Raw genomic sequence first — 26,052 nt, forward strand, 5'->3', positions numbered from 1 at the left:
ATTAATCTATAGTGAAAAAGAATATACTACAAATTTTATTTTTACTATTTACCTGCCCAGTATTTGCACAGTCTTCAAATACAATAAACGAAATTAAAATTTCTAGCTATGAAGTACTGCCAGATAAGGGATATAGCTTAAATGAAATACTTAAAGATAAAACCCTTCCTTTTAAACAAACAGATTCATTAGTAGATGCGAATAGCTATTGGGTAAGGCTACTGGTTTTTAACTCAATAGCGGAGGAAAGAAAATATATCATTACTGTTTACCCTAATATCAATACTAGCATTTATCATTTTGACGCACAAAGTGGAAAATGGATTGTTCACTTTTCTAGATTAAATAATAGAAAAAACCTTTTGTTGTTAGGAAAACATCCCTACCGAATTAGCGCACTTAGCAGAGATACTTTCTATATCAAAATAGATGTAAATGGTCCCAATTCTATTGATAGCAGGTTTAAATTAAAAATAATATTCACACCAGAGGCAGATGAAATCAGCGGACAACAAACTGCGAATGCAGCGTGGTTAGTTGCGTTTGTTGTGCTTATCCTGTTTATTTTCAATAATCTAATTATTTATTTGGGTACCAGGGATAAAACCATTTTGTATTATATTATGACGCAATTTGGAGCCATTTTTTACCTAACCGCTTACTATTATTTGTTTGATTTTGGCAGCTACTATTTATTTAGCTCCATGCTATTTGAGCAGTTCCGCTTTTACGATATTAATGCTTTACTTATGCATTTAGGTATTGTTTTAGTATTTTTTGGACTGGTGCAGCTTACCCGAAATTATTTGAATATTAAGCAATATTTACCATTAGACGATCGCTTATTAAGGTTTTCTCTTTATATATATGTGGCATTGAGTATCATCATTGCTTTAATTAATATATTTGGATTTTATCTGGAAAATTATACTATAAAAGCTGATAATGCCTATTGCTCCTTTTTAATATTTTTAATCATATACATATCTTTAAAAGCCTATCATAAAAAAATTCCTTTATCAAAACCTTTTCTATTTGCTAATTTGCTTCCATTAATCTTTGTTCTTTTTATTCCTATTTATCATATTATCACTTCAGGCCACAGTACATGGCTTCCTATTGCCGCAGTCATTTCTCAAGCCTTAGGATTCTCCATTGCCTTACTTACACGGACAAAAGCATTAGAACAAGCGTTAAAATTGAATGAGTTGGAAAGCCAGCAATTAGAATTCAATATGAAAGAGGTTTTATATCTCAACAAGCTTAATGCGTTAGAAATAGAGCAGAAGAATGCCGAGATTTCGATTGAAAAAAACAGAAACGAAAATTTACAGCTCAACCTCGAACTTAATCAACGTGAACTCGCTTCTTCTGCCTTAAATATGGTGCAAAAGAGCGAGTTACTCACCTTGTTAAAGGAACAAATTCAAAAGCTCAATTGGATGGATCGTTACCATACTAAAAAAAATGTTGAAGAGCTTAACGAGCTATTGCAAAGTAATATCCAGTTGGATAGTGATTGGGATAAATTCAAGCTTCATTTTGAACAAGTGCATCCGCAATTTTTCAATAATTTAAAAACCCTACATCCAAGCTTAACCGCAAAAGAAATTCGCTTATATACCTATTTTGAAATGAAGCTGAGTCACAAAGAAATTGCAGCTTTATTAGCTATAGATCAGGCCAGTGTTAGAAGAGCAAAAACGAGGTTAGTCAAAAAAATGGCTCAAACTTAAGTGTATATATTCTTCATAAATGCACAGTAAAAGGCTAATACAATAGCGTCACTGAAATTTCAATAAATCTCTTTACAAAGTTTTATTAAAAATTAGTGTCCAAATTCATCTTCAGGGCACTTTGTAATTCTCAATTATCAAAATAATCATTTGATTATCAATATATTGTGATACCTGTCTACGCTCTGTCTACGTCCGTTTTATGCCATCCCGTTTATAATCTCCTTTTTTGCGGAAATTGAATTGATGCGAATTCTTTGCGACAAGAGGTTGGCAATAATTTAAATTCTTAAACATTTCTTATGAAAAAAAACTTACTACTGGCTGTTCTAAAAAATAAAATTTTAATGTTTTGTCTGGTGTTCTTTGCAGCACATACTGGATATGGTACAGTTATCTACGTAGATATTACAAGTGTTGCAGTTAACCCAAACGGATTGAGTTGGTCTACAGCTCTCCCCAATCTGGAAAGTGCAATTGCTCAAGCGCAAAGCGGTGATCAAATATGGGTGGCTAAAGGAACCTATCAGCCCAACACTACCCCGACTGGTTACACTATGAAGAGTGGAGTTCAGATTTATGGGGGATTTCTTTCAGGTGCTACTGTTCTTTCAGACAGAAACTGGAAAGATAATCCGACAATTTTACAACCACGCACTGATAGGGTTTTTGTAAATAATAATGTAAGCGCTACAGCAATTCTAGACGGATTTACAATAAGAAATGCATTATCAACAGGTATGATTAATACCAACTCTTCGCCAACGCTTAGAAATATTGATTTTATTAATAATTTGATCTTTAGTACTTACGCCTATGGTGGAGCATTATTTAATAGTCAAAACTCTAATCCATCATTAACCAATGTCAGATTTATTGGGAATAAATCAAGGTCAGGATCATCTTATGGTACGGGTGGAGCAATATATAATGCTACGGGTTGTACAACCACATTAACTAACGTGGTATTTTCAGAAAACATTAGTGAAACCACGGCCGGAGGTAATAGTTATGCAATGGGAGGCGCTATATATAATTCAGGAACCTTGGTTTTGAATAATGTAGTATTTGATAGAAATGCGTGTATCGGCGGTACTTATCTTATGGGTGGAGCAATATGCAGTTCTGGAGGAGATGTAAAAATAAGTAATACCGTTTTTACGGGTAATAGTGCCTATTATGGATCGATGATTTATGGCAATGCTGCTAATTTTGAGATTGTACATACTACGGGATCTAAAAACGTTTACGCCGCATCAAGCTGGTATACTGGATTTTCATTTGCTGGCAATTCCAATTTAAAGGTGTCTAACTCTATTTTTATAGGTAATAGCGCTGGTAGTTTCCCATCTGCAACAACTATTAAAAATTCATTTTTTGATGTCGATCACCCCTCTGGTTCGGCAAATATTTCAGCTAACGATCTTCCATTTATAGATGTAAATAATCCTGTCGGTGCAGATGGCAATTGGTTCACAGCAGATGACGGTTTAAAAATATCTTTGGACGCTAAGGTTACTCCAATTGATAAAGGTGAAACCATCTCTATGCCGGGATTTAGTTCTGATATAGTAAATAACGCAGCGAAAGATATTTTAGGGCTTACTCGTCCAAAAGGATTCGCTAATGATCCAGGAGCCTACGAAGCAGCAATAGATCAACAAGTTTTTTATGTAGATAGTGCAAATGTAAATGGCGTTCATGATGGCTTGACATGGGCAACGGCATTTAATAAATTGGAAGATGCCCTTACGCAAGCGGCGCTTAGCATAGGCAGTCATGTATGGGTGGCTAAAGGGACATATTCTCCGCCTGCCAACCAGTCCTTCAAAATGGGGAGAAAAAACAAGATTTATGGTGGGTTTAGCAATAGCAATACAGACTTTTCCCAACGCAACTGGAAAGCCAATCCTACTATTTTGAAAGGAAGCGGTGCTGGGGTGATTGATAATGATTATCTAAATGATGCAGGTCATGTTAGAGGATGGGCAATATTAGAAGGCTTTACCATTACCGGAGGTAATAACACCAAAGGCGGAGCGGGAATGTATAACAAATATGCTTCACCTGATCTGAAAGATATCATCTTCATGGATAACCAAACTACAGGCTCTGGTGGCGCACTGTATTCGGAAGGGTCAAGTTCATTGCTTAATAATGTTACTTTTAAACACAATACTGCGGGTATAGATGGAGGTGCTGTGTATATCACAACAATTACCAATCTCTTAACCTACAGCAATGTGGTATTTATCAACAATACTGCAAACAGAGGGGGCGCTATAGCAAATATTGGGAATACTGCCTATTTGGATATGGTGAGCAATGTATTTGAAAATAACCATGCAGTAAATGGAGGTGCTGTTTATAATACTTCTGCTTGGTCAATAAGTTTAACAAATACTGTTTTTGCAGGCAATACTGCCGATTTTACCGCCACAGTACATAATGCCAATGCCTCTTATGCTATTTTCTTGAATACTTCTTTTTCTAAAAATATAGCACAGGACAATGTTCTTTTGGCTGGAGCGCAGTATCAAAACTTGCTAACGAATTGTGTTTTCTGGGGCAATTCTATAGGCTTTACACGAGCAAGTTTTTACAGTTGCTATGGGCAGCAGACTAGTATTTCCTCTCCATTTGTAAATGCAAATCTTCCTACCGGAATTGATGGTATCTGGAAGACTGCGGATGATGGTATTCAATTGAAATATGAGGCAGGTGCAATAAACAAAGGTAATACACTTACTGATGCCAACACCAACTTGAGGACAAGTATGCTAAATGCTGCAAAAATAGATATATTAGGAGTAAATAGAGGCACACCACTATCTTATGATTTAGGTGCATACCAATATATTTTGCCAAATTTTACCCGCTTTTATGTGGACTCCTCGAGTTCGGCTACCATAAAAAATGGTGGCAGCTGGGCTTATGCGTATTCAAATTTGGCAGATGCCTTGGCAGATGCTAATCTGGAAGCAGGCGATACTGTTTGGGTGGCTAAAGGCACTTACACCCCAGTAACAGGAACCTCTTTTAATATGAAAGAAGGTGTGAAGATATATGGCGGTTTCCTGAATACGGCTACAAATCAAAGCGAACGTGATATAAAAATAAATACAACCATATTAAAAGGAAATGGCGCTCCTGTAATCTCAAATGTTTTTACACCAGCATCTGTGATGACGAATAACAGTGTTCTGGATGGCTTTACGGTTACCGGAGGAAAAGGATTTGGCGCAGGGATCTATAATAGCTATGCTTCGCCTATCCTCCGTAACCTCATCATCAAAAATAATGATGCTCGTAATTGTTACGGCGGAGGCTTATACCTTACTAACTCTTCTAGTTCAACCTTAGAAAACGTGGTAATAGAAGGTAACATAGCTGATTGGGGTGGAGGGATAGAACTTGACAATAGCGCAGCACCGGTTTTAACTAAAGTGCTAATTAAAAACAATAAGGCTAGTTATAACGGCGGTGGAATAGATATATATTCAGCATCCATAAATTTAGATGCAGTAATTTTTGCTGAAAACGAGAGTGAAGGTGAAGGAGGCGGTATCAATTTGTATGGCAACGCTGACCCTTCTATTTTCAAGAATGTGGTTTTTTATAAAAACAAAGCTGTTACTGGTGCAGGCTTTAGTGCAGGTGATGGAGTTGCTGATATAACCAATGTTACTTTTATAGAAAATACAGCGTCTGACACAGGTGGTGGGTTCTATCAGACCCCATATGGAAGTAGTGCCGTCTCCATAGTGAACAGCGTGTTTTGGGGAAACACAGCTGTAAGCGGTTTGCCTGATGTAGAAGGGATAAACTTTACGATAGATTATTCCTTTACACAAGGAGATTTTACAACAGTGGGAACCAGGAATGTCCAGGGCCAAAGTTCACCCTTTGTTTCCTTAACCGATGTGATTGGCCAGGACAGCTTATGGTTCACGGCAGATGACGGTTTGCAACCTGCAAAAGCATCTCCGGTTATCAATGCGGGTTCAAACCTTGCGGCAGCGGCTATTAGCAATGACATTACCGGGCGTTCCCGTATTTTTGATACCACAGTGGATATGGGTGCTTACGAAGCTTACCCTAATTCCAATGCCAGCTTAACCGCTTTGAGTATCAGCAACGCTACACTCGATCCAGCTTTTGTTCAGGCAACCATAGTTTATGAAACTGAAGTCACAAACGCAACAGATACCATTAATGTAACGGCAACATTTGCAGATGCTACGGCAAAATTATTCTTAAATGGTGACAGTACATATATCACATTAGTTAGTGGAACAGCATCTCCATCTATAGCAATACCGGTAGGGCGTAATACAATTGATATAAGCGTAAAAGCAGCCGATAGTATAAGTGTAAAAACTTATACCATCAATATAGTAAGGGCAAAAGGAGATCAAGTTATTAATCCCATTGCAACGATAGAAAAAGCTTACGGCGATGCTGATTTTGAACCGGGAGCGACCAGCACTTCGGGACTACCTGTTAGCTATAGCTCGGCCGATACCACCATTGCGAAAACTTACCAGGATAGCCTAGACAATAATAAATGGAAGATCAAAATCTTAAAAACAGGTACAGTAAATATCACAGCCAGCCAATCCGGAGATCTTTCTTTCCTTGCGGCAGACCCTGTGGTATTCGAGTTGAAAGTAAACAAAGGTTTAGCTACACTTGTGCTGGACAGTCTTTCGGCTACTTATGATGGGACGGCAAAAGCGGTTTCGCTAAGCACTAACCCCGCAGGCTTGAGCGGTGTAACCATCACTTATGATGGAGGCACCACAGTACCCATTGCGGCAGGAAGCTATGTGGTAGTAGCAAAATTAGTGAACGACAATTATACCGCAGCAGATGCAACTGATACATTGATTATTGGTAAAGCAAATGCAACTTTATCTTTCACTAACCTTAACCCAACTTACAATGGGACCGCAAAAGCGGTAACAGTAAATAGTAACCCTACATCGTTGACGGGAATAGCCATCACTTATAATGGTGCGGCAACTGTACCAAGCGCAGCAGGAAGCTATGAAGTGGTTGCAAAATTGACCAATACGAATTATACAGCTTCGGATTTGACCGATACTTTGGTGATTGCTAAGGCGAGTGCAACATTAACACTTTCTAACCTGCGCCAAATCCATAATGGTAATGCAAAAACAGTAACAGTAACCACAGATCCTGTAGGACTAACCGGGCTGAGTATTACTTATAATGGCTCAACCAACGAACCAACAGCAGCTGGAAGCTATATAACCGTGGTCAGTTTAACCCATACAAACTATACGGCAGTTGCAGTAACGGATACTTTGGTCATTGACAAAGGTACCGCAACTTTAACGCTTGCTAACCTTTTAGCCACTTATGATGGAACAACTAAAGCAGCAACCGTAACTACAAATCCTGTAGGATTAAGCGGTGTGAGCATCACCTATGATGGTTCATCTACCGCACCAACAGCTGCGGGAACTTATGCGGTAGTCGCAAGCTTAACAAACTCCAATTATGCAGCATCTATAGCAAGTGGAAATCTGGTGATTGCCAAGGGTGCTGCTACGCTTATCGTTCCAAACGGGAGCTTAAATTATAATGGACAGGCGAGGGTATGGAACGTAACCACAAGTCCGCAAAATTTAACAGGTGTAAGCGTTACTTATAACGGATCAACTACTCCGCCAACCAATGCCGGAACTTATGAAGTCATTGCCTCACTAGTAAATGATGATTACGCAGCGGATACTGCAAGCGGAACCATGGTGATCAATAAAGCTGGTGCGATATTTTCACTCAATGGCCTTAGAAGTGATTACGATGGCAATCCGCCATCGAATACAGTAAGCATTAGTCCTGCGGGTTTGAGTGGTGTAACTATTACCTATAACGGGCAAACTACTGCTCCAACTGATGCAGGCAGCTATATTGTATTGGCTACATTGAATAACATCAATTATGAAGCAGATGATGCTACAGATACTTTGTTTATTGATAAGGCCAATGCTACACTTACACTTTCTAGTTTATCAAAAACTTATGATGGCTCGGCTAAATCCGCAACGGTAACTACAAATCCTGTTGGATTAAGTGGTGTAGCTATCACTTATGCAGGGAGCACAACCGCTCCAACAGCAGTCGGGACTTATGCAGTTGTGGCTTCTTTGACTAACGCTAACTATACTGCAGGTAATGCGACAGGAAATTTGGTCATCGCAAAGGGAACTGCAACATTAACTTTATCCAGCCTTACCCAAACCTATAATGGTTCTGCAAAAACAGCTACAGTAACTACAAATCCTTTTGGATTAAGTGGTGTCGCAATCACTTATGCAGGGAGCACAACTGCACCTACAGCTGCCGGAACTTATGCAGTAGTAGCAACGTTAACCAACGATAATTATACCGCAATAAATGCGACAGGAAATTTGGTGATTGGTAAAGCTACCCAAACCATCACTTTCCCAGCTTTTACAGGCAAAGCAGTTGGCAATCCAGATTTTGAACCGGGTGCAACTGTAGATTCTAATTTACCATTAACCTACACCAGTAGCAATACTTTTGTAGCTACAGTTTACCAGGATGCTGCCGATGGAAATAAATGGAAAATACAGATTGTTGGTGACGGAGTAACGGATATTACCGTATCACAAGCTGGTAATGCAAATTATAACAGTGCGCAAGCTTTAAGAGAACTAACTATTGGAGGTACTTTACCAGTTTCATTCATCAGCTTTGACGCTAAATTGAATAATGCTGGTTCTATTGATTTAACATGGCTGACGGCTTCAGAAAAAAATAACAGCTACTTTACCGTATTAAAATCTACGGATGGCATGAATTTCAATGAACTCGCTAAAATCAGCGGAAGCGGAAATAGCGATAAACAGAACAGGTACCAAACGGAGGATAAAAATCCGGCAAATGGAAATAATTATTACCAATTGGTGCAATATGATTTTGATGGAAAAGCAACAGTATTAGCGACAAAAGTTGTGAGGGTTTCTTTAGCAGTTACTACTGAGGTTTCGGTTTATCCAAACCCTATCCAAGATGTGGTAAACGTGAAGTTTGAAACTGGACGATTTAGTTCCATTAAGTTGATTGATATGAATGGAAAGGTGTTGATGTTGAAACCTATTGATGGCAAACAATCTTTGATGAGTTTAGAGATGGTTGATTTACCAGCTGCAAGTTATATCATCCGTTTGGAAGGAATCAATGGTATTGTTAGTAAAACCGTTGTTAAAGACTAACCTTTGTTATTAGTTTTTTAAAACGGCTGCCTAATAATGGGTAGCCGTTTTTTTTGCTAATGGGCACATCTAAAACATATATTTGTATTAAAAATTCTAATATGAATCAACAAAATCCTTGGCAAACCAGAAGCAGCCAGAAAATATATGATAACCCATGGATTAGCCTTACTGAACATCAGGTCATAAATCCCTCTGGAGGAAAAGGAATTTATGGTGAGGTACATTTTAAAAATTATGCGATTGGGATTATTGCTATTGATGAAGAAGATATGATTTATCTAGTCGGGCAATACCGCTATCCTTTAAAACAATATAGCTGGGAATTGCCGGAAGGTGGTGGACCTTTAAATGGTGAACCCCTGGATTCGGCAAAGCGAGAACTATTAGAAGAAACCGGATTGGTCGCCAAAGAATGGAAAGAGGTTTTGAGAATGCACCTCTCCAATTCGGTAAGTGATGAATTGGGCATTTTATATTTAGCTAAAGATTTTACTCAATTTGAAGCTCAACCTGAAGAAACAGAACAGTTAGAAGTTAAAAGAATGCCCTTTGAGGAAGCTTATCAAATGGTAATTACTGGTGAAATTACCGATTCTTTGACTGTTGCCGGAGTCATGAGAGTTAAATTGATGAGAGCAGGTTTTTGATTTATATTTGCTGCCATGAAAAGAATCATCGGACATATTTTAAGCCCACTACATCATATTGGTTTTTTTTTCTTTTTGATTGTTTTTCAGCCTATTCAATGGTTGTGCTATAAATTAGGAGGCTATAAAGCGCATAAAGTTTCTGTTGATGCTTTAAACTTTTGTTTGATGATTTCTTATTATTTGGTTTTGGATATCATCAGTTTTAAAAATGAGCAAAATTTACCTACAGATAGACCAATCATTTTTGTAGCTAATCACCAAAGCATGTATGATATTCCTCCGCTAATCTATTTTTTAAGAGATTATCATGCTAAATTTATTTCTAAAATAGAACTGACAAAAAATATCCCTTCCATTTCTTTTAACCTAAAATATGGTGGTGGTGCAAATATAGACCGCAGCGATAAAAAGCAATCTTTAGGGGAAATAATGAAGCTTGGACAAAGGATGAAGGATAACAATTGGAGTACGGTTATTTTTCCGGAAGGTACCCGTTCTAAAAACGGTAAGATGAAAGAATTTCAGATTGGCGGGATTGCTACCATCTTAAAAAAAGCACCAAATGCTTTAATCGTCCCGATAGCAATTGAGAATTCCTGGAAAATGGTTGAGTATGGCTTGTTATGGCTCAATTCTTTTATTCCATTAAAATTTACGGTTTTAACCCCAATAGAACCCGCTGGTAAAGATATTTTAGAATTGGTTAAAGAGGCAGAGAACACCATAAAAGCCATTGCTGAAAGAAATTTATCTTAGCTATAAAAATATCCTATTTACAATTTTCATAAATTCTATTGCCAATTTATATAAACAATTGACGCTTAAAAATTGCCTATCAATTAACGTAGCTGATTTTGTGGCGAACCAGAATTTGCGCTAAGGATGCAAAGGGCTTGGTACATTTTTATTGGTGCTTTTTTACACCAATAAAAATTACGGAACCCCTTAGCAGCCTGACTTGTGGGATAGGCTTGTGAATTGGGCAAAAGGAGCGCCCAAATATGAGATATTTAGGTTGATAAGTTTATTTGAAAATTTTATGTTTAACGTTAAAGGATTAATAAACATTCTATTAAAAATCACCTCAACGTTAAATTGCAAACACCACAGTTGTTGGCCTTAAAATTTTGTTATTTTTGTGACTCATGTCAGATATAATTAAACTTTTACCAGATGCCGTTGCAAATCAAATTGCAGCTGGCGAAGTGGTACAAAGACCTGCTTCTGCCGTTAAAGAATTGTTAGAGAACGCAATAGACGCAGGTGCAGATAAAATTCAGTTGATTATAAAAGACGCTGGAAAAGCATTGATACAAGTGATTGATAATGGTTGCGGAATGAGCGCAACTGATGCTAGGATGTGTTTTGAACGACATGCGACTTCGAAAATAAATAAAGCAGAAGATCTTTTTGCCATCAGAACGATGGGTTTTAGAGGTGAGGCAATGGCTTCTATTGCTGCAATTGCCCAGGTAGAATTAAAGACTAAAAAATACGAGGATGAGTTAGGTACAAAATTAGAGATTGAAGCCTCAACGGTATTAAGTCAAGAGCCATGTTCTACCGCTTCTGGCACTTCTATTTGTGTAAAAAATCTTTTTTACAACATTCCCGCTCGTCGAAATTTTTTAAAAAGTAATCCTGTAGAAACCCGTCATATCATTGACGAATTTCAGCGTGTTTCTTTAGCGCATCCAGAGATTCATTTTACTTTTCACCATGACGGGCAAGAGGTTTATCATTTGCCTACAGCACAATTAAAGCAACGTATTTTGCACTTGCTGGGTAATAATTATAATGAAAGATTAGTGCCTTTAGATGAGGAAACAAGTATTATCCAGGTAAAGGGTTTTATTGGTAAGCCCGCCTTCGCTAAAAAAACACGTGGCGATCAATTCTTTTTTGTGAACAACCGCTTTATAAAGGATGGCTATTTAAACCATGCAGTAATGATTGCTTATGAGCAGCTATTGCCCGAAGATTGCTTTCCATTATACGTTTTGTTTATTGAGATTGATCCTGCAAAAATTGATATTAATGTACACCCAACAAAAACGGAAATTAAATATCAGGATGAAAAAGCCATTTATGCCATTATACGTTCGGCGGTTAAACGGTCTTTAGGAAGATACAACATTACTCCTACCCTAGATTTTAATCAGGAAACTGCATTTGAAGCTATGATTAGTCATAAGCCTTTAGATGAGATCAATCCACCTTCAATAAATTTCAATCCAAGTTTCAATCCTTTTTTTGAGGGAAAAACGGTTACTAAAGAAATACCTTATCTACGAAATGTTGGGGAGAAACAGCAAGGAATTCCACAAAATTGGGATACGCTTTATCAGATTGCTCATAAAAGAGAGCATGAACAAAGTGAGTTTGAGTTAAGTAGAGGAATTAGTATTTCTGTTGATGATGATAAATTGGAAAATTTAGGTAGCCGGCAAGTTTTTCAACTCCATCAAAAATATATCATCACACAAATTAAACAGGGTTTGATGTTGGTAGATCAACAAGCTGCACATGAGCGAATTTTATATGAAAGGTTTTTAAAACAACTAGATCAAAATAAAGGCGCTAGTCAGCAAAGTTTATTTCCACAAACGGTTACTTTAAATACAACTGACTTTGCTTTAGCAAACGAGTTGCTGCCATATTTTCAGGCATTGGGTTTTCAGATAAGAGAATTTGGTAAAAACACGTTGGTAATTGAAGGCGTACCCGCAGATATTCCGGAAAACAATGATTTAGCTACCATGCTAGAAGAATTGATTGAAGGTTTTAAGAATAATCATACCGTTTTAAAACTGGATAAAAGGGATAATTTAGCCAGAACTTTAGCCAAAAATGCCGCTATTAAAGCTGGCACAACATTAGAGATAGACGAAATGAATAATCTGATAGATCAACTTTTTGCTTGTGAAATGCCTAATGCAGCTATAAACGGAAAGCAAATCATCACAAAAATTTCACTTTTAGAACTAGCCGAAAGGTTTAACAAAAACGGAACTTTTTAAGAAATGAAAGAATTTAGACCTCTGGGTAATACACTTTTTCCTCCTGTTGTAAAAAACTTATTGATCATCAACGGTATTATGTTTTTTGCTACCTATGCTTTTCAAAGCAGAATAGATTTAACCGAGTATTTAGCGTTGTATTATTTTGGTTCTCCAAAATTTAAGATTTGGCAGTTGGTTACCCATCTTTTTATGCATGCCAACTTAATGCATCTTTTTTCTAATATGTTTGCCCTGTGGATGTTTGGCGCAATCATAGAGAATTTTATGGGCTCTAAAAGGTTTTTACAATACTATCTTTTGACGGGAATTTTTGCCTCTGTATTGTTTATGGGTGTACAATATTTACAGATAAATCCGGTTAAGCAACATGCAGAAATTTATGAGGCGAACCCAAATTATAAAGCCTTTGATGATTTTGTAACCAACGATGTTGATCAATATAACCAACCTCAATATAATGACATGTTGAGCTATTATCAAAAACATCAAGATGATCCAGAAGCTAAGAAAGAAACCGTAAAAGCAGTTAATTTTTATGCTGCCAGTAAAATGGATTCCGCAACTTTGGGTGCTTCCGGAGCCGTATTTGGGATTTTGTTGGCCTTTGGAATGCTTTTCCCGAATGTGCTGATTTATATTTATTTCTTTTTCCCAATGAAAGCCAAATACTTGGTAATATTGTATGGCGCATTTGAGTTATATAACGGTGTAGCAAATAATCCTGGAGATAATGTTGCTCATTTTGCCCATTTGGGCGGTATGCTAATCGGGTTTATTTTATTAAAGATTTGGCATATAAAAAGACCGGGTCAGTTTGGTTAAAATATTATAAATGGGAATTTTTGATGAGATAAAAATGAAAATGCTGAACTCTGGAAGTAGGGTGATGCTTTTTATTGGAATAAATGTTATTATTTTTTTATTAACTGGAATCTTAACTTTATTTACGTTCCTTTTCAAATTACCAATCGATATTAATGCATTGGTAACAAATTATTTAGCTGTCCCAACCTATCTTCCAACATTACTATATCGTTTCTGGACACCTTTTACCTACATGTTTTTACATGCTGGTTTCTTCCATATCTTATTTAATATGTTGTGGCTGTTCTGGATGGGTAAAATTCTAGAAGAATTTTTAAATGCTAAAAAATTAACTTTTGTTTATATAGCTGGAGGATTAGCTGGTGCTGTTTTTTACATTTTATGCTATAATATTTTTCCAGCTTTCGCCGAAGCTAAAATTGGCTCAGTAGCTGTAGGGGCATCTGCATCTGTAACGGCAATAATGGTAGCAACTGCAACCTTGTTGCCTAATTATACAATAGGCTTAATGTTTATAGGTCCTGTAAAATTGAAATGGTTAGTTTTAGCTTTCATTTTGTTAGATTTAATTAACGTTGCCGGACCAAATTCTGGAGGTTATATATCGCATTTAGGCGGAGGTATATTTGGGTTTTTCTTTATCCGAGCTTTACAGAGTGGTAATGATTGGAGTAAACCTTACGAGAATGTTTTTAAGCCTAAATTAAAGCTCAAAGTAGTTTCTAAAAATGATCATGTTAACTTCCGCCCAAAAAATGATATCCCAAATCAAGAAATGATTGATCAAATTTTGGATAAGATTTCTCAATCTGGCTATAACAATTTAACCAAAAGAGAAAAAGACATTTTATTTAATGCCAGTAAAAATCATGAAGAAAAAGAAAAATAGCTTGTTTCAGAAGGCACTTCTTTTTTTTAATTTTTTGGCAATTCTATGTCTTTTATTAAGCTATTTAGCGACCATAACAGATCCTGAAAAAATTTGGTATTTTACACTTTTTGGATTGGCTTATCCATTTATCCTGCTCACAAATATCCTATTCATTCTAATTTGGGCATTGGCAAAGCGATGGTATTTTTTATATTCATTATTGTTTATTTTAATAGGATACCAGCCCTTAACCAGAACTTTTGGTTTTAGAACGTCATCATCAAATAATTTTAATGTTGATAGTAATACGATAAAATTAATGTCTTACAACGTACATTATTTTAAAAAGTTTGGTTTCGATTTAGATACTACAACTCGTTCTCAAGTACTTGCACTCATTAAAGAAGAACAACCAGATGTTATTGGTTTTGAAGAATTTTTTACCAGAAAAAAAGGTAAATACGATCTTAAAGATTCTCTACTAAAAATCTTAAATACCAAACAATTTTATTACAGCAGGGCAGTAGATAACGATTATGAATCTACCGGGGTAGCAATTTTTAGTAAATATCCAATCATAAATACTGGTGATATCATTTTGGATAGTTTAGATAGCGGAAACCAAAGCGTTTATGTAGATGTAAAAAAGGGAGATAAGATTTTTAGGATTTATGCCGTTCATTTAGCTTCAATTTCTTTTCAGCCAGAAGATTACAATTTCTTAAATGATGTAAAAACGGATATAAAATCTAGTAAAGATGTAGTATCCTCTAAAAGGATTGTCAAAAAACTCAAAACTGCTTTTATTAAAAGAAGTAATCAAGTAAAAATTCTTAAGCAAAATATGGCTACTTGTACAACTCCTTATATTGTAATGGGAGATTTTAACGATACGCCAGTTTCTTTTGCGCTTACACAAATGAAAAAAGATTTAAAAAATGCCTTTGAGGAAAAAGGGAGAGGTTTAGCCATAACCTATAATGGCGATTTTCCCAATTTTCAAATTGATTATATATTAACAAGTCCTCAATTTAATATACATAGCTATAATATTATTAAAAAACCATTATCAGATCATTACCCAATTAGATCAAACGTGAGTTTGTCTAATTGAGTTCCAATAAAAAAAAATCATCAAAATTTGTACTTTGCAACATGCAACATTCGCTATCCATATATAATACTTTAAGCAAAAAAAAAGAAGTTTTTAAAGCGTTAAACCCACCTTATGTAGGGATGTATGTTTGCGGCCCAACCGTATATAGTAATGCCCATTTAGGCAATGCCCGTACTTTTATTTCTTTCGATGTGATTTTTAGATACCTAACTTATTTAGGTTATAAAGTTAGATATGTTAGAAACATTACTGATGCTGGGCATTTAGAAGATGACGGCGACCAAGGCGAAGATAAGATTTCTAAAAAAGCAAAATTAGCAGCTTTAGAACCGATGGAAATTGTACAGAAATATAGTGTAGATTTTCATCAAATGATGCAATCTTTTAATGCTTTACCACCAAGTATAGAACCTACCGCAACCGGCCATATCATTGAGCAAATAGAGATGATTAAGGTAATCTCAAAAAGTGGCTATGCTTATGAGGTTGACGGCAGTATTTATTTTGATGTCGAAAAATATAATGAAACCCAAAATTATGGTGTTTTAAACGGAAGAAAATTAGAAGATTTAATTAACAACACTCGTGATTTGGGCGGGCAGCAACAGAAAAAAGGAAAGCTAGATTTTGCCCTTTGGATAAAAGCTAAGCCAGAACATTTAATGCAATGGCCATCACCATGGGGAAATGGATTTCCGGGATGGCATTTAGAATGTTCTGCCATGAGCAATAAATATTTGGGCGAACAATTTGATATTCATGGCGGAGGGATAGATTTAGTTCCTACACATCATACCAATGAGATTGCCCAAAACATAGCATGCTGTGGAAAGCAACCTGCCAATTTTTGGATTCATACAAATATGCTAACGGTTAACGGGCAAAAAATGTCTAAATCTTTAGGGAATAGTTTTTTACCTCACGAGCTTTTTTCTGGTGAACATCCTTTGTTAAATAAAGGACATAGTCCTATGGTAATTCGCTTTTTTATGTTGCAAGCGCATTATAGAAGTACATTAGATTTTTCTAACGATGCTTTAGAAGCGAGCGAAAAAGGTTTTAAAAGATTGATGAGTGCTTTTGATTTATTGGATAAATTAAAAGAAAGCGCAACGTCAGAAGTTAACGTGGCAGAATTGGAAGCTAAATTTATAGCAGCCATGGATGATGATTTTAACACTTCGGTCTTAATTGCAGAGCTTTTTGAAGCTACAAAAATAATCAACTCTATTTATGATGGGAAAACCAAGATTGACCAAACCTCATTAGATGGGTTAAAAAACCTGATGAATGTTTTCGTTTTAAATGTTTTAGGGGTAAAAAACGATTTGCAAGCTACAGATGACCTAGCGCCTGTTATGGATTTTATCCTTAAAATAAGAACCGAAGCAAAAGCCAATAAAGACTATGCAACTTCAGATAAAATCAGGATTGGTTTAAACGAAATAGGTTTTCAGGTTAAAGATGGAAAAGAAGGAAGTAGTTGGGTTAAGGAATAGGATGTTTTTATTTGTCTAAAAGCATTTTATATTGTTCTAAACTCGTTTGGCTTTTTCTTTTCACTAAACCCATTATTTAATCATCATTAAAAAACATTATAGAATGAGCGATAAAAACAACTGTCCAAAATGTAATTCGGAATTTACTTATGCAGATCAAAATAAAATGATTTGTTCACAATGTTTCCATGAATGGATTCCCACAGAAGAATTTGTAGATATTGAAACAATTGACAAAGTATTGGATGCTAATGGCAATGAATTAATGGATGGTGATTCTGTTATTATTATAAAAGATCTTCCTGTAAAAGGGGCTCCCAAACCTTTAAAAGCAGGAACGAAAGTTAAAAACATACATTTAACCGATGGTGACCATAATATTTCTTGTAAGATTGATGGTTTTGGTGCGATGAATTTAAAATCAGAGTTTGTTAGAAAAGCTTAATAAATTGTTTTGTTGTTATGAAGATTGATTGCGATAATAAATGATCGCTCCTATTTATATTACTACCGGCAATAATTCCATTCTTCCTTTGTTTATTAATAATTATACCTTCTTCACTATTAAACATATTACTTTTCTAAACTAATTTTACATCACAAAAAATATTCTCACAACCTCTTGAATATCAAAAAATAAAATCTTACTTTTGCAGTCCTTTTGCTTAGGTGTATTAAGACCTGTAGCAGAAGACTTAACAATTTAATAATTAAATATTTAAAAAAGCTTAATGCCAACCATTCAACAATTAGTTAGGAAAGGTAGAGTAGCTCTGGAGGATAAGAGTAAATCCCCAGCGTTGGACAACTGTCCACAGCGAAGAGGTGTATGTACACGTGTATATACTACTACCCCTAAAAAACCAAACTCAGCAATGCGTAAAGTTGCTCGTGTACGTTTAACAAATGGAAAAGAGGTTAACGCCTATATTCCTGGAGAAGGACACAACTTACAAGAACACTCTATTGTTTTGGTACGTGGTGGAAGAGTAAAAGATTTACCTGGAGTACGTTACCACATTGTTCGTGGTGCATTAGATACTGCAGGAGTTGCAGGTAGAAATCAACGTCGTTCTAAATATGGTACTAAAAAACCAAAACCAGGACAAGCAGCAGCTGCCCCAGCAAAAGGTGGAGCTAAGAAAAAGAAATAATTAAACGGAGGACAAGACAATGAGAAAATCGAAACCAAAAAAGAGAATCATCCTGCCTGACCCGAAGTTTAACGACGTAATGGTTACCAGGTTTGTAAATAATATGATGTTTGACGGTAAAAAATCTATCGCTTATGACATCTTTTACGGAGCTATTGAAATTGTAGAAACTAAAACTAGTGAAAACGGTTTAGAGCAATGGAAAAAAGCATTAGTTAATATCAGCCCAGCGGTAGAAGTAAAATCTAGACGTGTTGGTGGTGCTAACTTTCAAGTACCAATGGAAGTAAGACCTGAGCGTAAAATTGCTTTAGGTATGAAATGGTTAATTGGATATAGCAGAAAGCGTGGCGAAAAAACCATGACAGAAAAATTAGCTGGTGAAATCATCTCTGCTGCTAAAGGCGAAGGCGCTGCAGTGAAGAAAAAAGAAGATACCCACAAAATGGCAGAGGCTAACAAAGCATTCTCTCATTTTAGATTCTAGAATTAAATGATAGAATGATAGAATTTTGAATGATTGAATAGCTCTAGAGATTATTCAATCATTTTTTCCTTCACTCATTCATTAACAAAAAAATATGTCAAGAGATTTAAGATTTACAAGAAACATAGGAATTGCTGCCCATATTGATGCTGGTAAAACAACAACAACAGAGCGTATTCTTTATTATGCTGGTGTGAGCCATAAAATTGGTGAGGTGCATGATGGTGCCGCAACAATGGATTGGATGGCACAAGAGCAAGAACGTGGTATTACTATTACTTCTGCAGCTACAACTGTAACCTGGAAATATAGAAATCAAGATTACCATATTAACATTATTGACACTCCTGGTCACGTGGATTTTACCGTTGAGGTGAACCGTTCTTTACGTGTTTTGGATGGTTTGGTGTTTTTGTTTTCTGCGGTTGATGGTGTTGAGCCTCAATCAGAAACTAACTGGCGTTTAGCGAATAATTACAACGTATCTCGTATTGGTTTTGTTAATAAAATGGACAGAGCTGGTGCAGATTTCTTAAAAGTTGTAAAGCAGGTTAAAGATATGTTAGGTTCTAATGCAGTGCCTTTACAAATTCCTATTGGATCTGAAGATTCATTTAAAGGAGTGGTTGATTTAATCAACTGGAGAGGTATCATTTGGAATGAAGACGATAAAGGAATGACTTTTACGGAAGTTCCAATTCCTGAAGATTTGATTGAAGAAGCAACAGAATGGAGAGAGAAATTATTAGAATCAGTTGCTGATTATGATGAATCTTTGATGGAGAAATTTTTTGATGCTCCAGAATCTATTACAGAACGTGAAATACTAGACGCTTTACGTAAAGCAGTTTTAGATGCTTCTATTGTTCCGATGGTTTGTGGTTCATCATTCAAAAATAAAGGTGTTCAAACCATGCTGGATTACGTGATGGAATTATTGCCATCACCAATGGATCAAGAAGCTATCAGAGGTACTCACCCTGATACTGGAGAAGAATTGTTGCGTAAACCAGATGAAAAGGGACCTTTTGCAGCTTTAGCATTTAAAATCGCAACAGATCCTTTCGTAGGTCGTTTATGTTTCATCAGAGTTTACTCTGGAAACTTAGAAGCAGGTTCTTATGTTTATAACGTACGTTCAGGAAATAAAGAACGTATTTCTCGTATCTTCCAAATGCATGCTAACAAGCAAAACCCAATACCTAATGTAGGTGCTGGAGATATCGCTGCAGTAGTAGGATTTAAAGATATTAAAACTGGAGATACACTTTGTGAAGAAAAGAATCCAATTATTTTGGAATCTATGAACTTCCCAGATCCTGTTATCGGTTTAGCTATTGAGCCAAAAACTCAGGCTGATGTTGATAAATTGGGTATGGCTTTAAATAAATTAGCAGAAGAAGATCCAACTTTCAAAGTTCATACTGACGAAGATTCTGGTCAAACCATTATCCAAGGTATGGGCGAGCTTCACTTAGATATTTTAATGGATCGTTTAAAACGTGAATTTAAAGTAGAGGTTAACCAAGGAGCGCCACAAGTTGCATACAAAGAAGCTATTACTGGCGAAACACAACACCGTGAAGTTTACAAAAAACAATCTGGTGGTCGTGGTAAATTTGCTGATATACAGGTAATCATTTCTCCGGCAGACGAAGGTAAATTAGGATTAGAGTTTGTCAATGAGATTTCTGGTGGTTCTATTCCTCGTGAATTTATCCCATCTGTACAAAAAGGTTTCGAAAACTCTCTATCAAACGGTGTTTTAGCTGGTTATCCTGTAACTGGTATGAAAGTTCGTTTAATTGATGGTTCTTTCCACGCTGTCGATTCAGATGCTTTATCATTTGAATTAGCTGCAAGAATGGCTTTTAGAGAAGCTTTACCAAAATGTAAACCTGTTTTAATGGAGCCAATCATGAAGATTGAAGTTTTAACTCCAGAAGAAAACATGGGTGATGTAATGGGAGATTTAAACAGAAGAAGAGGTCAGTTACAAGGTATGGATACAAGAGCAGGCGCTCAGGTAATCAAAGCTTTGGTACCACTTTCTGAAATGTTTGGATATGTAACCCAATTACGTACAATTACTTCAGGAAGAGCAACTTCAACAATGGAATTTGATCATTACGATCCAGCTCCAAAAGGAGTGCAAGAAGAAGTAATTGCTAAAGTAAAAGGCGCAAAAGCTAACGCATAAGAAAGTCATAGGTTGTAAGTTTAAAGTTATAAGTGAAAACTTAGTCTACTTAAAACTTATAACCTACTACTTAAAACTTTCAAAATAATACACACGGCAATCGTTATAAATAGCTCTAACGAAAGTCATAAAAACAAAAATAATGAGCCAAAGAATTAGAATCAAATTAAAATCTTACGATTACAATCTGGTAGATAAATCTGCTGAGAAAATTGTAAAGACTGTTAAACCTACGGGTGCAGTAGTTAGTGGACCAATTCCTCTTCCAACAGAGAAGAAAATTTACACTGTATTACGTTCTCCACACGTTAACAAAAAAGCTAGAGAGCAATTTCAATTGTGTTCTTATAAAAGATTATTAGACATTTACAGCGCATCTGCTAAAACTGTAGACGCTTTAATGAAATTAGAATTACCTTCAGGTGTTGAGGTAGAAATCAAAGTCTGAGTAATTTATTTAATCAAATTAATGAACCCTTTTCGATTTATCGAGAAGGGTTTTTTGTTTTAAATTAAAAAAGTAAAAGAAACATTAACATAAATAAAATGACTATATTTGTCATGAATTAAAATGTCATTTTATGGATGCTATTATCAAAAGTGCCAGGATTAAAAAAAAACTTAAATTAAAAGATGTAGCACAACTTTTAAATGTTGATTCATCTTTGATTAGCAAGTTTGAAGCTGGCGTAAGAAAACCTACCAGAGAGCAGATTATAAAATTATCGCATCATCTAGAAATTGATGCCCATGATTTACTGATACATTGGCTAAGCGATCAAGTTGTTGATCAAATTGGATATGGAAACTTTGCCTTAGAAGTATTATCTGTTGCAGAAGAAAAAGTAAGGTATTATAAAAAAAGTGAGTTAAAAATTAATGAAGATCTAAATAAAATTTTAAAACAAATTGATACTTTAAAAGATAAATTAACCCAATATAGAGATTTAGATAGTTACAAAATTACCGAAGCTTTAGAGTTAGAATACACTTTTGAAAGCAATAGAATAGAAGGTAATACACTTACTCTAAAAGAAACAGATTTAGTGGTTAATGAAGGCATTACCATCTCTGGCAAAAGTATGCGAGAGCATTTAGAAGCTATTAATCATAAAGAAGCCATTGCCTATTTAAAAGGGCTCATTTTAAAAGATTCTGAATTTTCTGAAAGAGACTTGTTATTGTTGCATTCATTAATATTGAAAGGAATTGAGCCAAAATATGCCGGTGTATATAGAGACGTACAGGTGATGATTAGTGGAAGTAAACATTTGCCTCCGCAACCGTATATCATTAAAAAACAAATGGAAGATTTGTTTTTTTGGTATGAGGCTAATAAAAACCATTTGCATCCTGTTATTTTGGCCGCAGAGTTAAGTGAAAGATTAGTTACTATTCATCCGTTTTTAGATGGTAATGGTAGAACTTCCAGATTGATCATGAACCTTATACTTTTAAAAAAAGGATATGTAATTGCTAACATCAAAGGAGATGCAGAAAACAGAATGAAGTATTATCAATCTTTAGAAAATGCACAAGTAGAAAACAAAAAGGATGAATTTCATCTGTTTATAGCTCAGGAAGAATTAGCTGCCATAAAAAGATATTGCAGTATTTTAGGAATCTAAATAATCCCATTTAATAAAATTGTTAAATGGGATTATTGATTTAAGACCTGGAATTTCACTAAATATTTTCTAAATTGTGATAATCAGAAATAGTTATGTTTGAAAAAGAAAACTTTAAAATTGATGGTATAGATGGATTTCCCATTATGGGTGATATCACCTACTCTAATTCTTATCCCGATTATTTAGTAATTTTTGTGCATGGCTTTAAAGGTTTTAAAGATTGGGGAACTCATCAACTTACCGCTAATTTTTTTGCAGAAAAAAGCATCTATTTTTTAAAATTCAATTTTTCTCACAGCGGAGTAAAGCCTGATGATTTATCTGATATTAAAGATTTAGAGCTGTTTTCTAAAAATACCCCTTCTAAAGAATTATATGATTTAGATAAAGTCATTGAATTTGCGACTAAGAAATTTCCACATTTACAAATTGTATTGATGGGGCATAGCCGAGGCGGAGCAATTAGTATTTTACAAGCAGCAAAGGATCATCGGGTTAAAAAATTAGTTACCTGGGCTGCTATTGGTGCTTTTAGAAATCTTTGGAAAGTAGAAGATGAAGTAAAATGGCGTAAAACCAGCGTTAATTACGTACTAAACGGACGCACTAAAGAACAAATGCCTTTAGACATCTCATTATTAGATGATGTTTTGGATCATGAAAAAGATTACAATTTAAATGATTCCGCAAAAAGAATCTTAAAACCCTGGTTAATCGTTCAAGGGACTGAAGATGCTGCTGTAAAAGTGGAGGTTGCAAAAGAGTTCCATCAAGACCAACCTCAAACGTCTCAATTAATGATTGTTGAAGGAGCAAATCATGTTTTTGGAGCAAATCATCCTTATGAAAAAGAAACTCTTCCCTCAGATTTAGAAAAGGTTTGTTTGGCTTGCGCCGAATTTGTGAGAGCTGTGTATTAATATATAAAACCAAATATTTAGGACTATTTCAATTTACTCAACACGTTGAGTAATTTTACTCAATGTATTGAGTAATTTGTTAATCATGTTCTAAAGGCTTTATTTACAGCCTCTTATAGCAGCAACTAATGAACCACTAAAATTTATTGTAGTATTAATTGATGCTGGACAATAGGTAAAACAACATATAAAATAATTTATTTTAATCCTGATAAATTACACAATTTCCTTCTCTACCCACATTCCATCATCTTTCATAATGCCAATTAAATCGTCAAGGGCATTATCAGAACTTACGTTTTTCTTTACCACTTCTTTACCGCGATATAAAGTAATCTTACCCGGACCTGTACCTACATAACCATAATCGGCATCAGCCATTTCGCCCGGGCCATTTACGATACAACCCATAATCCCGATTTTAATTCCCTTTAAATGATCTGTTCTGCTACGTATCATTTGTGTGGTTTCTTGCAAATCAAATAAAGTACGACCGCAACTTGGACAGCTGATGTATTCTGTTTTAGAAATTCTTGAACGTGTCGCTTGTAAAATACCAAACGATGTAGAAACCCTAAATTTGGTAGAAACCTGGGGAGCATCTAACCAAACACCATCGCCAAAACCATCTAATAATAAAGCGCCTAAATCTGTTGCTCCGTAAAGTTGGGTTTTCAGTTCCTTTTGTGCTAAACTTTCGGCATCATCAAATTGATAAGATCTTTTCACAATAACAGGCGTATCAATTCCGGCATTCATTAATTTAAAAAAGAAACTTCTTTGGTCCATCATCCCAAATTCCGTAGTGGTTTCTAAAACAAAAACTAATGTTTTATCAAAAGGAATATTTGCAAAATCATCACCATCTAAATCCCGGTGTTTAACGCTGACTAAATTTAACGCAACATCTTTTTGGCTTGCGCTGATATATTCTTTAAGCGTAAATAAAGGATGGCAATTGGTTTTATCATTTAACGTAAGCCAGGTTTGGTAGTTATATAGCTGTTTTAAATTCCCCGGAAAGTTAAAAGAAGGCAATTTATCACCTAAATAAGCGAAATCAATAGACTGATCGCCCATATTATATTTATCTAAAATTGGCGAATAATTATATCCAGCGGCAGCTAAAATATTTACATCTTTTAAGTTTTGATCCGATAAATCTAAAATAACCCTTGGTACCTGATGCCCGCCAATAAAAGTATTGAGCTCTGCACTTTCTCTTTTGTTGTATTCAAATGGAGAATACTGAGCAGGTAAATCAAAATCAGGATTTTCTAAATCTTCTTCAGCTATTTGCGTTCTGTTTTCATAACGTTGCGCCAAGGCTTGTGCTACAGGTATTTCATATTCTGGTTCTTCTGTTAATGAAACCCGAATGGTATCTCCCAAACCATCCTCTAATAATGTCCCGATGCCCACTGCAGATTTAATCCTTCCATCTTCCCCATCTCCGGCTTCTGTAACTCCTAAATGCAAAGGATAATTCATGCCTTCTGCCACCATTGTTTTTACCAATAAACGGTAAGCCTGCACCATCACTTGCGCATTGCTGGATTTCATAGAAATCACCAAATTATGGTAATCCATCCCGTGGCAAATTCTAATAAATTCCATCGCAGATTCTACCATTCCTTTCGGAGTATCGCCATACCAACTCATAATACGGTCGGAAAGGGAACCATGATTGGTGCCAATTCTCATGGCAGTTCCGTTGGCTTTACATATTTCTACAAGAGGTGCAAATTTTGTTTTTATCCTAGCCAATTCCTTCTCATAGGCTTCTGGCGTATAATTTAGTTCTTCAAATTTCTTTTTATCGGCGTAATTACCTGGGTTAACCCTTACTTTTTCTACAATTTTAGCAGCTAATTCTGCTGCATTTGGAGTAAAATGAATATCGGCAACTAACGGTGTGTGATAACCTTTTGCGGCTAAACCCTTTTTAATTTCTAACAGGTTTTGCGCTTCTTTTATGGATGGTGCAGTAATCCTTACATATTCGCAACCGGCATCAATCATCCTGATGCTTTGTGCTATAGAAGCTTCGGTATCCATGGTAAATGCGGTAGTCATAGATTGAATACGGATGGGTTGCTTCCCTCCCATTTTTACACCTCCAATATTAACTTCATGAGTTAAAAAACGAGAGTATTGAGTGATAGAGTTACAATATATTCCTTTTAAAGCTGCTGCTGCCTGGGTATCCATTCAAAAAATAATTTGCGTAAAAATACGGGTTTCTTTTTAAATAGTTTTGTTGGATAAATTGTTTGGATTGAAAAGTTTAAAGTAATAATTGATAGATGATAAGTTTTATTTGGGGCTTCCACCAGCTTTTTGAAAATGAAGCTGGCGTCACGCTATTTCGTTACGATCTTTTTGTTTGGGGCCTAAGCGGAGGCGAAGGGCACACAAAAAGGATTTCCACTGCTATCGTTAAGCTGTGAAGTACTACTAACGATAAAGGGCGGGAAAATTTATCCAATTCTTAATTTTGCAGCATCTTTCCACAAATAATGAGGCATTGGCTCGTTTAATTCCCATTTAATACTCATTGGTTTAGAGCCATAATATTCTTTTAAATTTCCCTCACCAACAAAAACATATCCCATCGTATTTCCATATTCATCATTAGCCTTTTCTCTTACAAACAATAATATTCTCT

The 26,052-nt window shown here is 35.6% G+C and carries 18 protein-coding genes; 16 read left to right on the top strand and 2 right to left on the bottom strand.

Annotation, left to right across the window (positions count from 1 at the left end):
- Window positions 1-11: 11 nt before the first annotated feature.
- From A5893_RS12915 to A5893_RS12990, 16 genes are all read left to right on the top strand, one after another.
- Window positions 12-1,736 carry a 7TM-DISM domain-containing protein gene (locus A5893_RS12915; protein WP_068822998.1) on the top strand — a complete coding sequence of 575 codons (1,725 nt, stop codon included), beginning with the start codon at window positions 12-14 and terminating at the stop codon, window positions 1,734-1,736.
- 302 nt (window positions 1,737-2,038) lie between these two features.
- Window positions 2,039-9,004 (top strand): MBG domain-containing protein, encoded by a 6,966-nt coding sequence (locus A5893_RS12920; RefSeq protein ID WP_068822999.1) that lies wholly within the window; start codon window positions 2,039-2,041, stop codon window positions 9,002-9,004.
- Between the two features lie 101 nt (window positions 9,005-9,105).
- Entirely contained in the window at window positions 9,106-9,654 is a 549-nt protein-coding gene (locus A5893_RS12925; RefSeq protein WP_068823144.1) for an NUDIX domain-containing protein, read from the top strand.
- 15 nt (window positions 9,655-9,669) lie between these two features.
- The gene (locus A5893_RS12930; protein ID WP_068823000.1) at window positions 9,670-10,413 is read left to right on the top strand and encodes a lysophospholipid acyltransferase family protein; all 744 of its coding nucleotides are present in this window, start codon (window positions 9,670-9,672) and stop codon (window positions 10,411-10,413) included.
- 389 nt (window positions 10,414-10,802) lie between these two features.
- Entirely contained in the window at window positions 10,803-12,677 is a 1,875-nt protein-coding gene (mutL, locus tag A5893_RS12935; RefSeq protein ID WP_068823001.1) for a DNA mismatch repair endonuclease MutL, read from the top strand.
- A 3-nt stretch (window positions 12,678-12,680) separates the two neighbouring features.
- Window positions 12,681-13,502 (top strand): rhomboid family intramembrane serine protease, encoded by an 822-nt coding sequence (locus tag A5893_RS12940; RefSeq protein ID WP_068823002.1) that lies wholly within the window; start codon window positions 12,681-12,683, stop codon window positions 13,500-13,502.
- Between the two features lie 10 nt (window positions 13,503-13,512).
- A complete protein-coding gene (locus tag A5893_RS12945) occupies window positions 13,513-14,394 on the top strand; it encodes a rhomboid family protein (protein WP_068823003.1) in 882 nt (293 codons plus the stop codon).
- Window positions 14,375-15,490 (top strand): endonuclease/exonuclease/phosphatase family protein, encoded by a 1,116-nt coding sequence (locus A5893_RS12950; RefSeq protein WP_068823145.1) that lies wholly within the window; start codon window positions 14,375-14,377, stop codon window positions 15,488-15,490. The genes A5893_RS12945 and A5893_RS12950 overlap by 20 nt, the downstream gene beginning before the upstream one ends.
- Before the next feature lie 41 nt (window positions 15,491-15,531).
- Complete coding sequence (cysS, locus tag A5893_RS12955) at window positions 15,532-16,992, top strand: cysteine--tRNA ligase (RefSeq protein WP_068823004.1); 1,461 nt, start codon at window positions 15,532-15,534, stop codon at window positions 16,990-16,992.
- A gap of 103 nt (window positions 16,993-17,095) precedes the next feature.
- Window positions 17,096-17,437 (top strand): zinc ribbon domain-containing protein YjdM, encoded by a 342-nt coding sequence (locus A5893_RS12960; RefSeq protein ID WP_068823005.1) that lies wholly within the window; start codon window positions 17,096-17,098, stop codon window positions 17,435-17,437.
- 286 nt (window positions 17,438-17,723) lie between these two features.
- The gene (rpsL, locus tag A5893_RS12965; protein WP_068823006.1) at window positions 17,724-18,146 is read left to right on the top strand and encodes a 30S ribosomal protein S12; all 423 of its coding nucleotides are present in this window, start codon (window positions 17,724-17,726) and stop codon (window positions 18,144-18,146) included.
- A gap of 19 nt (window positions 18,147-18,165) precedes the next feature.
- The gene (gene rpsG, locus A5893_RS12970; RefSeq protein WP_068823007.1) at window positions 18,166-18,633 is read left to right on the top strand and encodes a 30S ribosomal protein S7; all 468 of its coding nucleotides are present in this window, start codon (window positions 18,166-18,168) and stop codon (window positions 18,631-18,633) included.
- 94 nt (window positions 18,634-18,727) lie between these two features.
- Window positions 18,728-20,833, top strand: a complete 2,106-nt coding sequence (gene fusA, locus A5893_RS12975) for an elongation factor G (protein ID WP_068823008.1) — start codon at window positions 18,728-18,730, stop codon at window positions 20,831-20,833.
- 142 nt (window positions 20,834-20,975) lie between these two features.
- On the top strand, window positions 20,976-21,281 hold the full coding sequence (gene rpsJ, locus A5893_RS12980; RefSeq protein ID WP_013633190.1) for a 30S ribosomal protein S10: 306 nt from the start codon (window positions 20,976-20,978) through the stop codon (window positions 21,279-21,281).
- Between the two features lie 133 nt (window positions 21,282-21,414).
- Window positions 21,415-22,461, top strand: coding sequence for a Fic family protein (locus A5893_RS12985; RefSeq protein WP_068823009.1), 1,047 nt, complete (start codon window positions 21,415-21,417; stop codon window positions 22,459-22,461).
- A 95-nt stretch (window positions 22,462-22,556) separates the two neighbouring features.
- Entirely contained in the window at window positions 22,557-23,384 is an 828-nt protein-coding gene (locus A5893_RS12990; RefSeq protein WP_068823010.1) for an alpha/beta hydrolase family protein, read from the top strand.
- 216 nt (window positions 23,385-23,600) lie between these two features.
- Here the strand turns inward: A5893_RS12990 and ispG are convergent, their stop codons facing one another.
- Both ispG and A5893_RS17910 read right to left on the bottom strand, forming a co-directional pair.
- Window positions 23,601-25,595, bottom strand: coding sequence for a (E)-4-hydroxy-3-methylbut-2-enyl-diphosphate synthase (ispG, locus tag A5893_RS12995; RefSeq protein ID WP_068823011.1), 1,995 nt, complete (start codon window positions 25,593-25,595; stop codon window positions 23,601-23,603).
- A gap of 269 nt (window positions 25,596-25,864) precedes the next feature.
- Entirely contained in the window at window positions 25,865-26,041 is a 177-nt protein-coding gene (locus tag A5893_RS17910; protein WP_198342329.1) for a hypothetical protein, read from the bottom strand.
- Between the last annotated feature and the right edge of the window lie 11 nt (window positions 26,042-26,052).

Source organism: Pedobacter psychrophilus (assembly GCF_001652725.1).
GTDB classification, from domain to species: Bacteria; Bacteroidota; Bacteroidia; order Sphingobacteriales; family Sphingobacteriaceae; genus Pseudopedobacter; species Pseudopedobacter psychrophilus.

Bases quoted from the DNA above. Each gene is read 5' to 3' on its own strand.
- rpsG (WP_068823007.1), top strand. From the start codon at position 18,166: ATGAGAAAATCGAAACCAAAAAAGAGAATCATCCTGCCTGACCCGAAG.
- A5893_RS12985 (WP_068823009.1), top strand. From the start codon at position 21,415: ATGGATGCTATTATCAAAAGTGCCAGGATTAAAAAAAAACTTAAATTA.
- A5893_RS12920 (WP_068822999.1), top strand. From the start codon at position 2,039: ATGAAAAAAAACTTACTACTGGCTGTTCTAAAAAATAAAATTTTAATG.
- A5893_RS12945 (WP_068823003.1), top strand. From the start codon at position 13,513: ATGGGAATTTTTGATGAGATAAAAATGAAAATGCTGAACTCTGGAAGT.
- A5893_RS12925 (WP_068823144.1), top strand. From the start codon at position 9,106: ATGAATCAACAAAATCCTTGGCAAACCAGAAGCAGCCAGAAAATATAT.
- mutL (WP_068823001.1), top strand. From the start codon at position 10,803: ATGTCAGATATAATTAAACTTTTACCAGATGCCGTTGCAAATCAAATT.
- A5893_RS12990 (WP_068823010.1), top strand. From the start codon at position 22,557: ATGTTTGAAAAAGAAAACTTTAAAATTGATGGTATAGATGGATTTCCC.
- cysS (WP_068823004.1), top strand. From the start codon at position 15,532: ATGCAACATTCGCTATCCATATATAATACTTTAAGCAAAAAAAAAGAA.
- rpsL (WP_068823006.1), top strand. From the start codon at position 17,724: ATGCCAACCATTCAACAATTAGTTAGGAAAGGTAGAGTAGCTCTGGAG.
- A5893_RS12940 (WP_068823002.1), top strand. From the start codon at position 12,681: ATGAAAGAATTTAGACCTCTGGGTAATACACTTTTTCCTCCTGTTGTA.
- A5893_RS12950 (WP_068823145.1), top strand. From the start codon at position 14,375: ATGAAGAAAAAGAAAAATAGCTTGTTTCAGAAGGCACTTCTTTTTTTT.
- fusA (WP_068823008.1), top strand. From the start codon at position 18,728: ATGTCAAGAGATTTAAGATTTACAAGAAACATAGGAATTGCTGCCCAT.
- A5893_RS12930 (WP_068823000.1), top strand. From the start codon at position 9,670: ATGAAAAGAATCATCGGACATATTTTAAGCCCACTACATCATATTGGT.
- A5893_RS12960 (WP_068823005.1), top strand. From the start codon at position 17,096: ATGAGCGATAAAAACAACTGTCCAAAATGTAATTCGGAATTTACTTAT.
- ispG (WP_068823011.1), bottom strand. From the start codon at position 25,595: ATGGATACCCAGGCAGCAGCAGCTTTAAAAGGAATATATTGTAACTCT.
- rpsJ (WP_013633190.1), top strand. From the start codon at position 20,976: ATGAGCCAAAGAATTAGAATCAAATTAAAATCTTACGATTACAATCTG.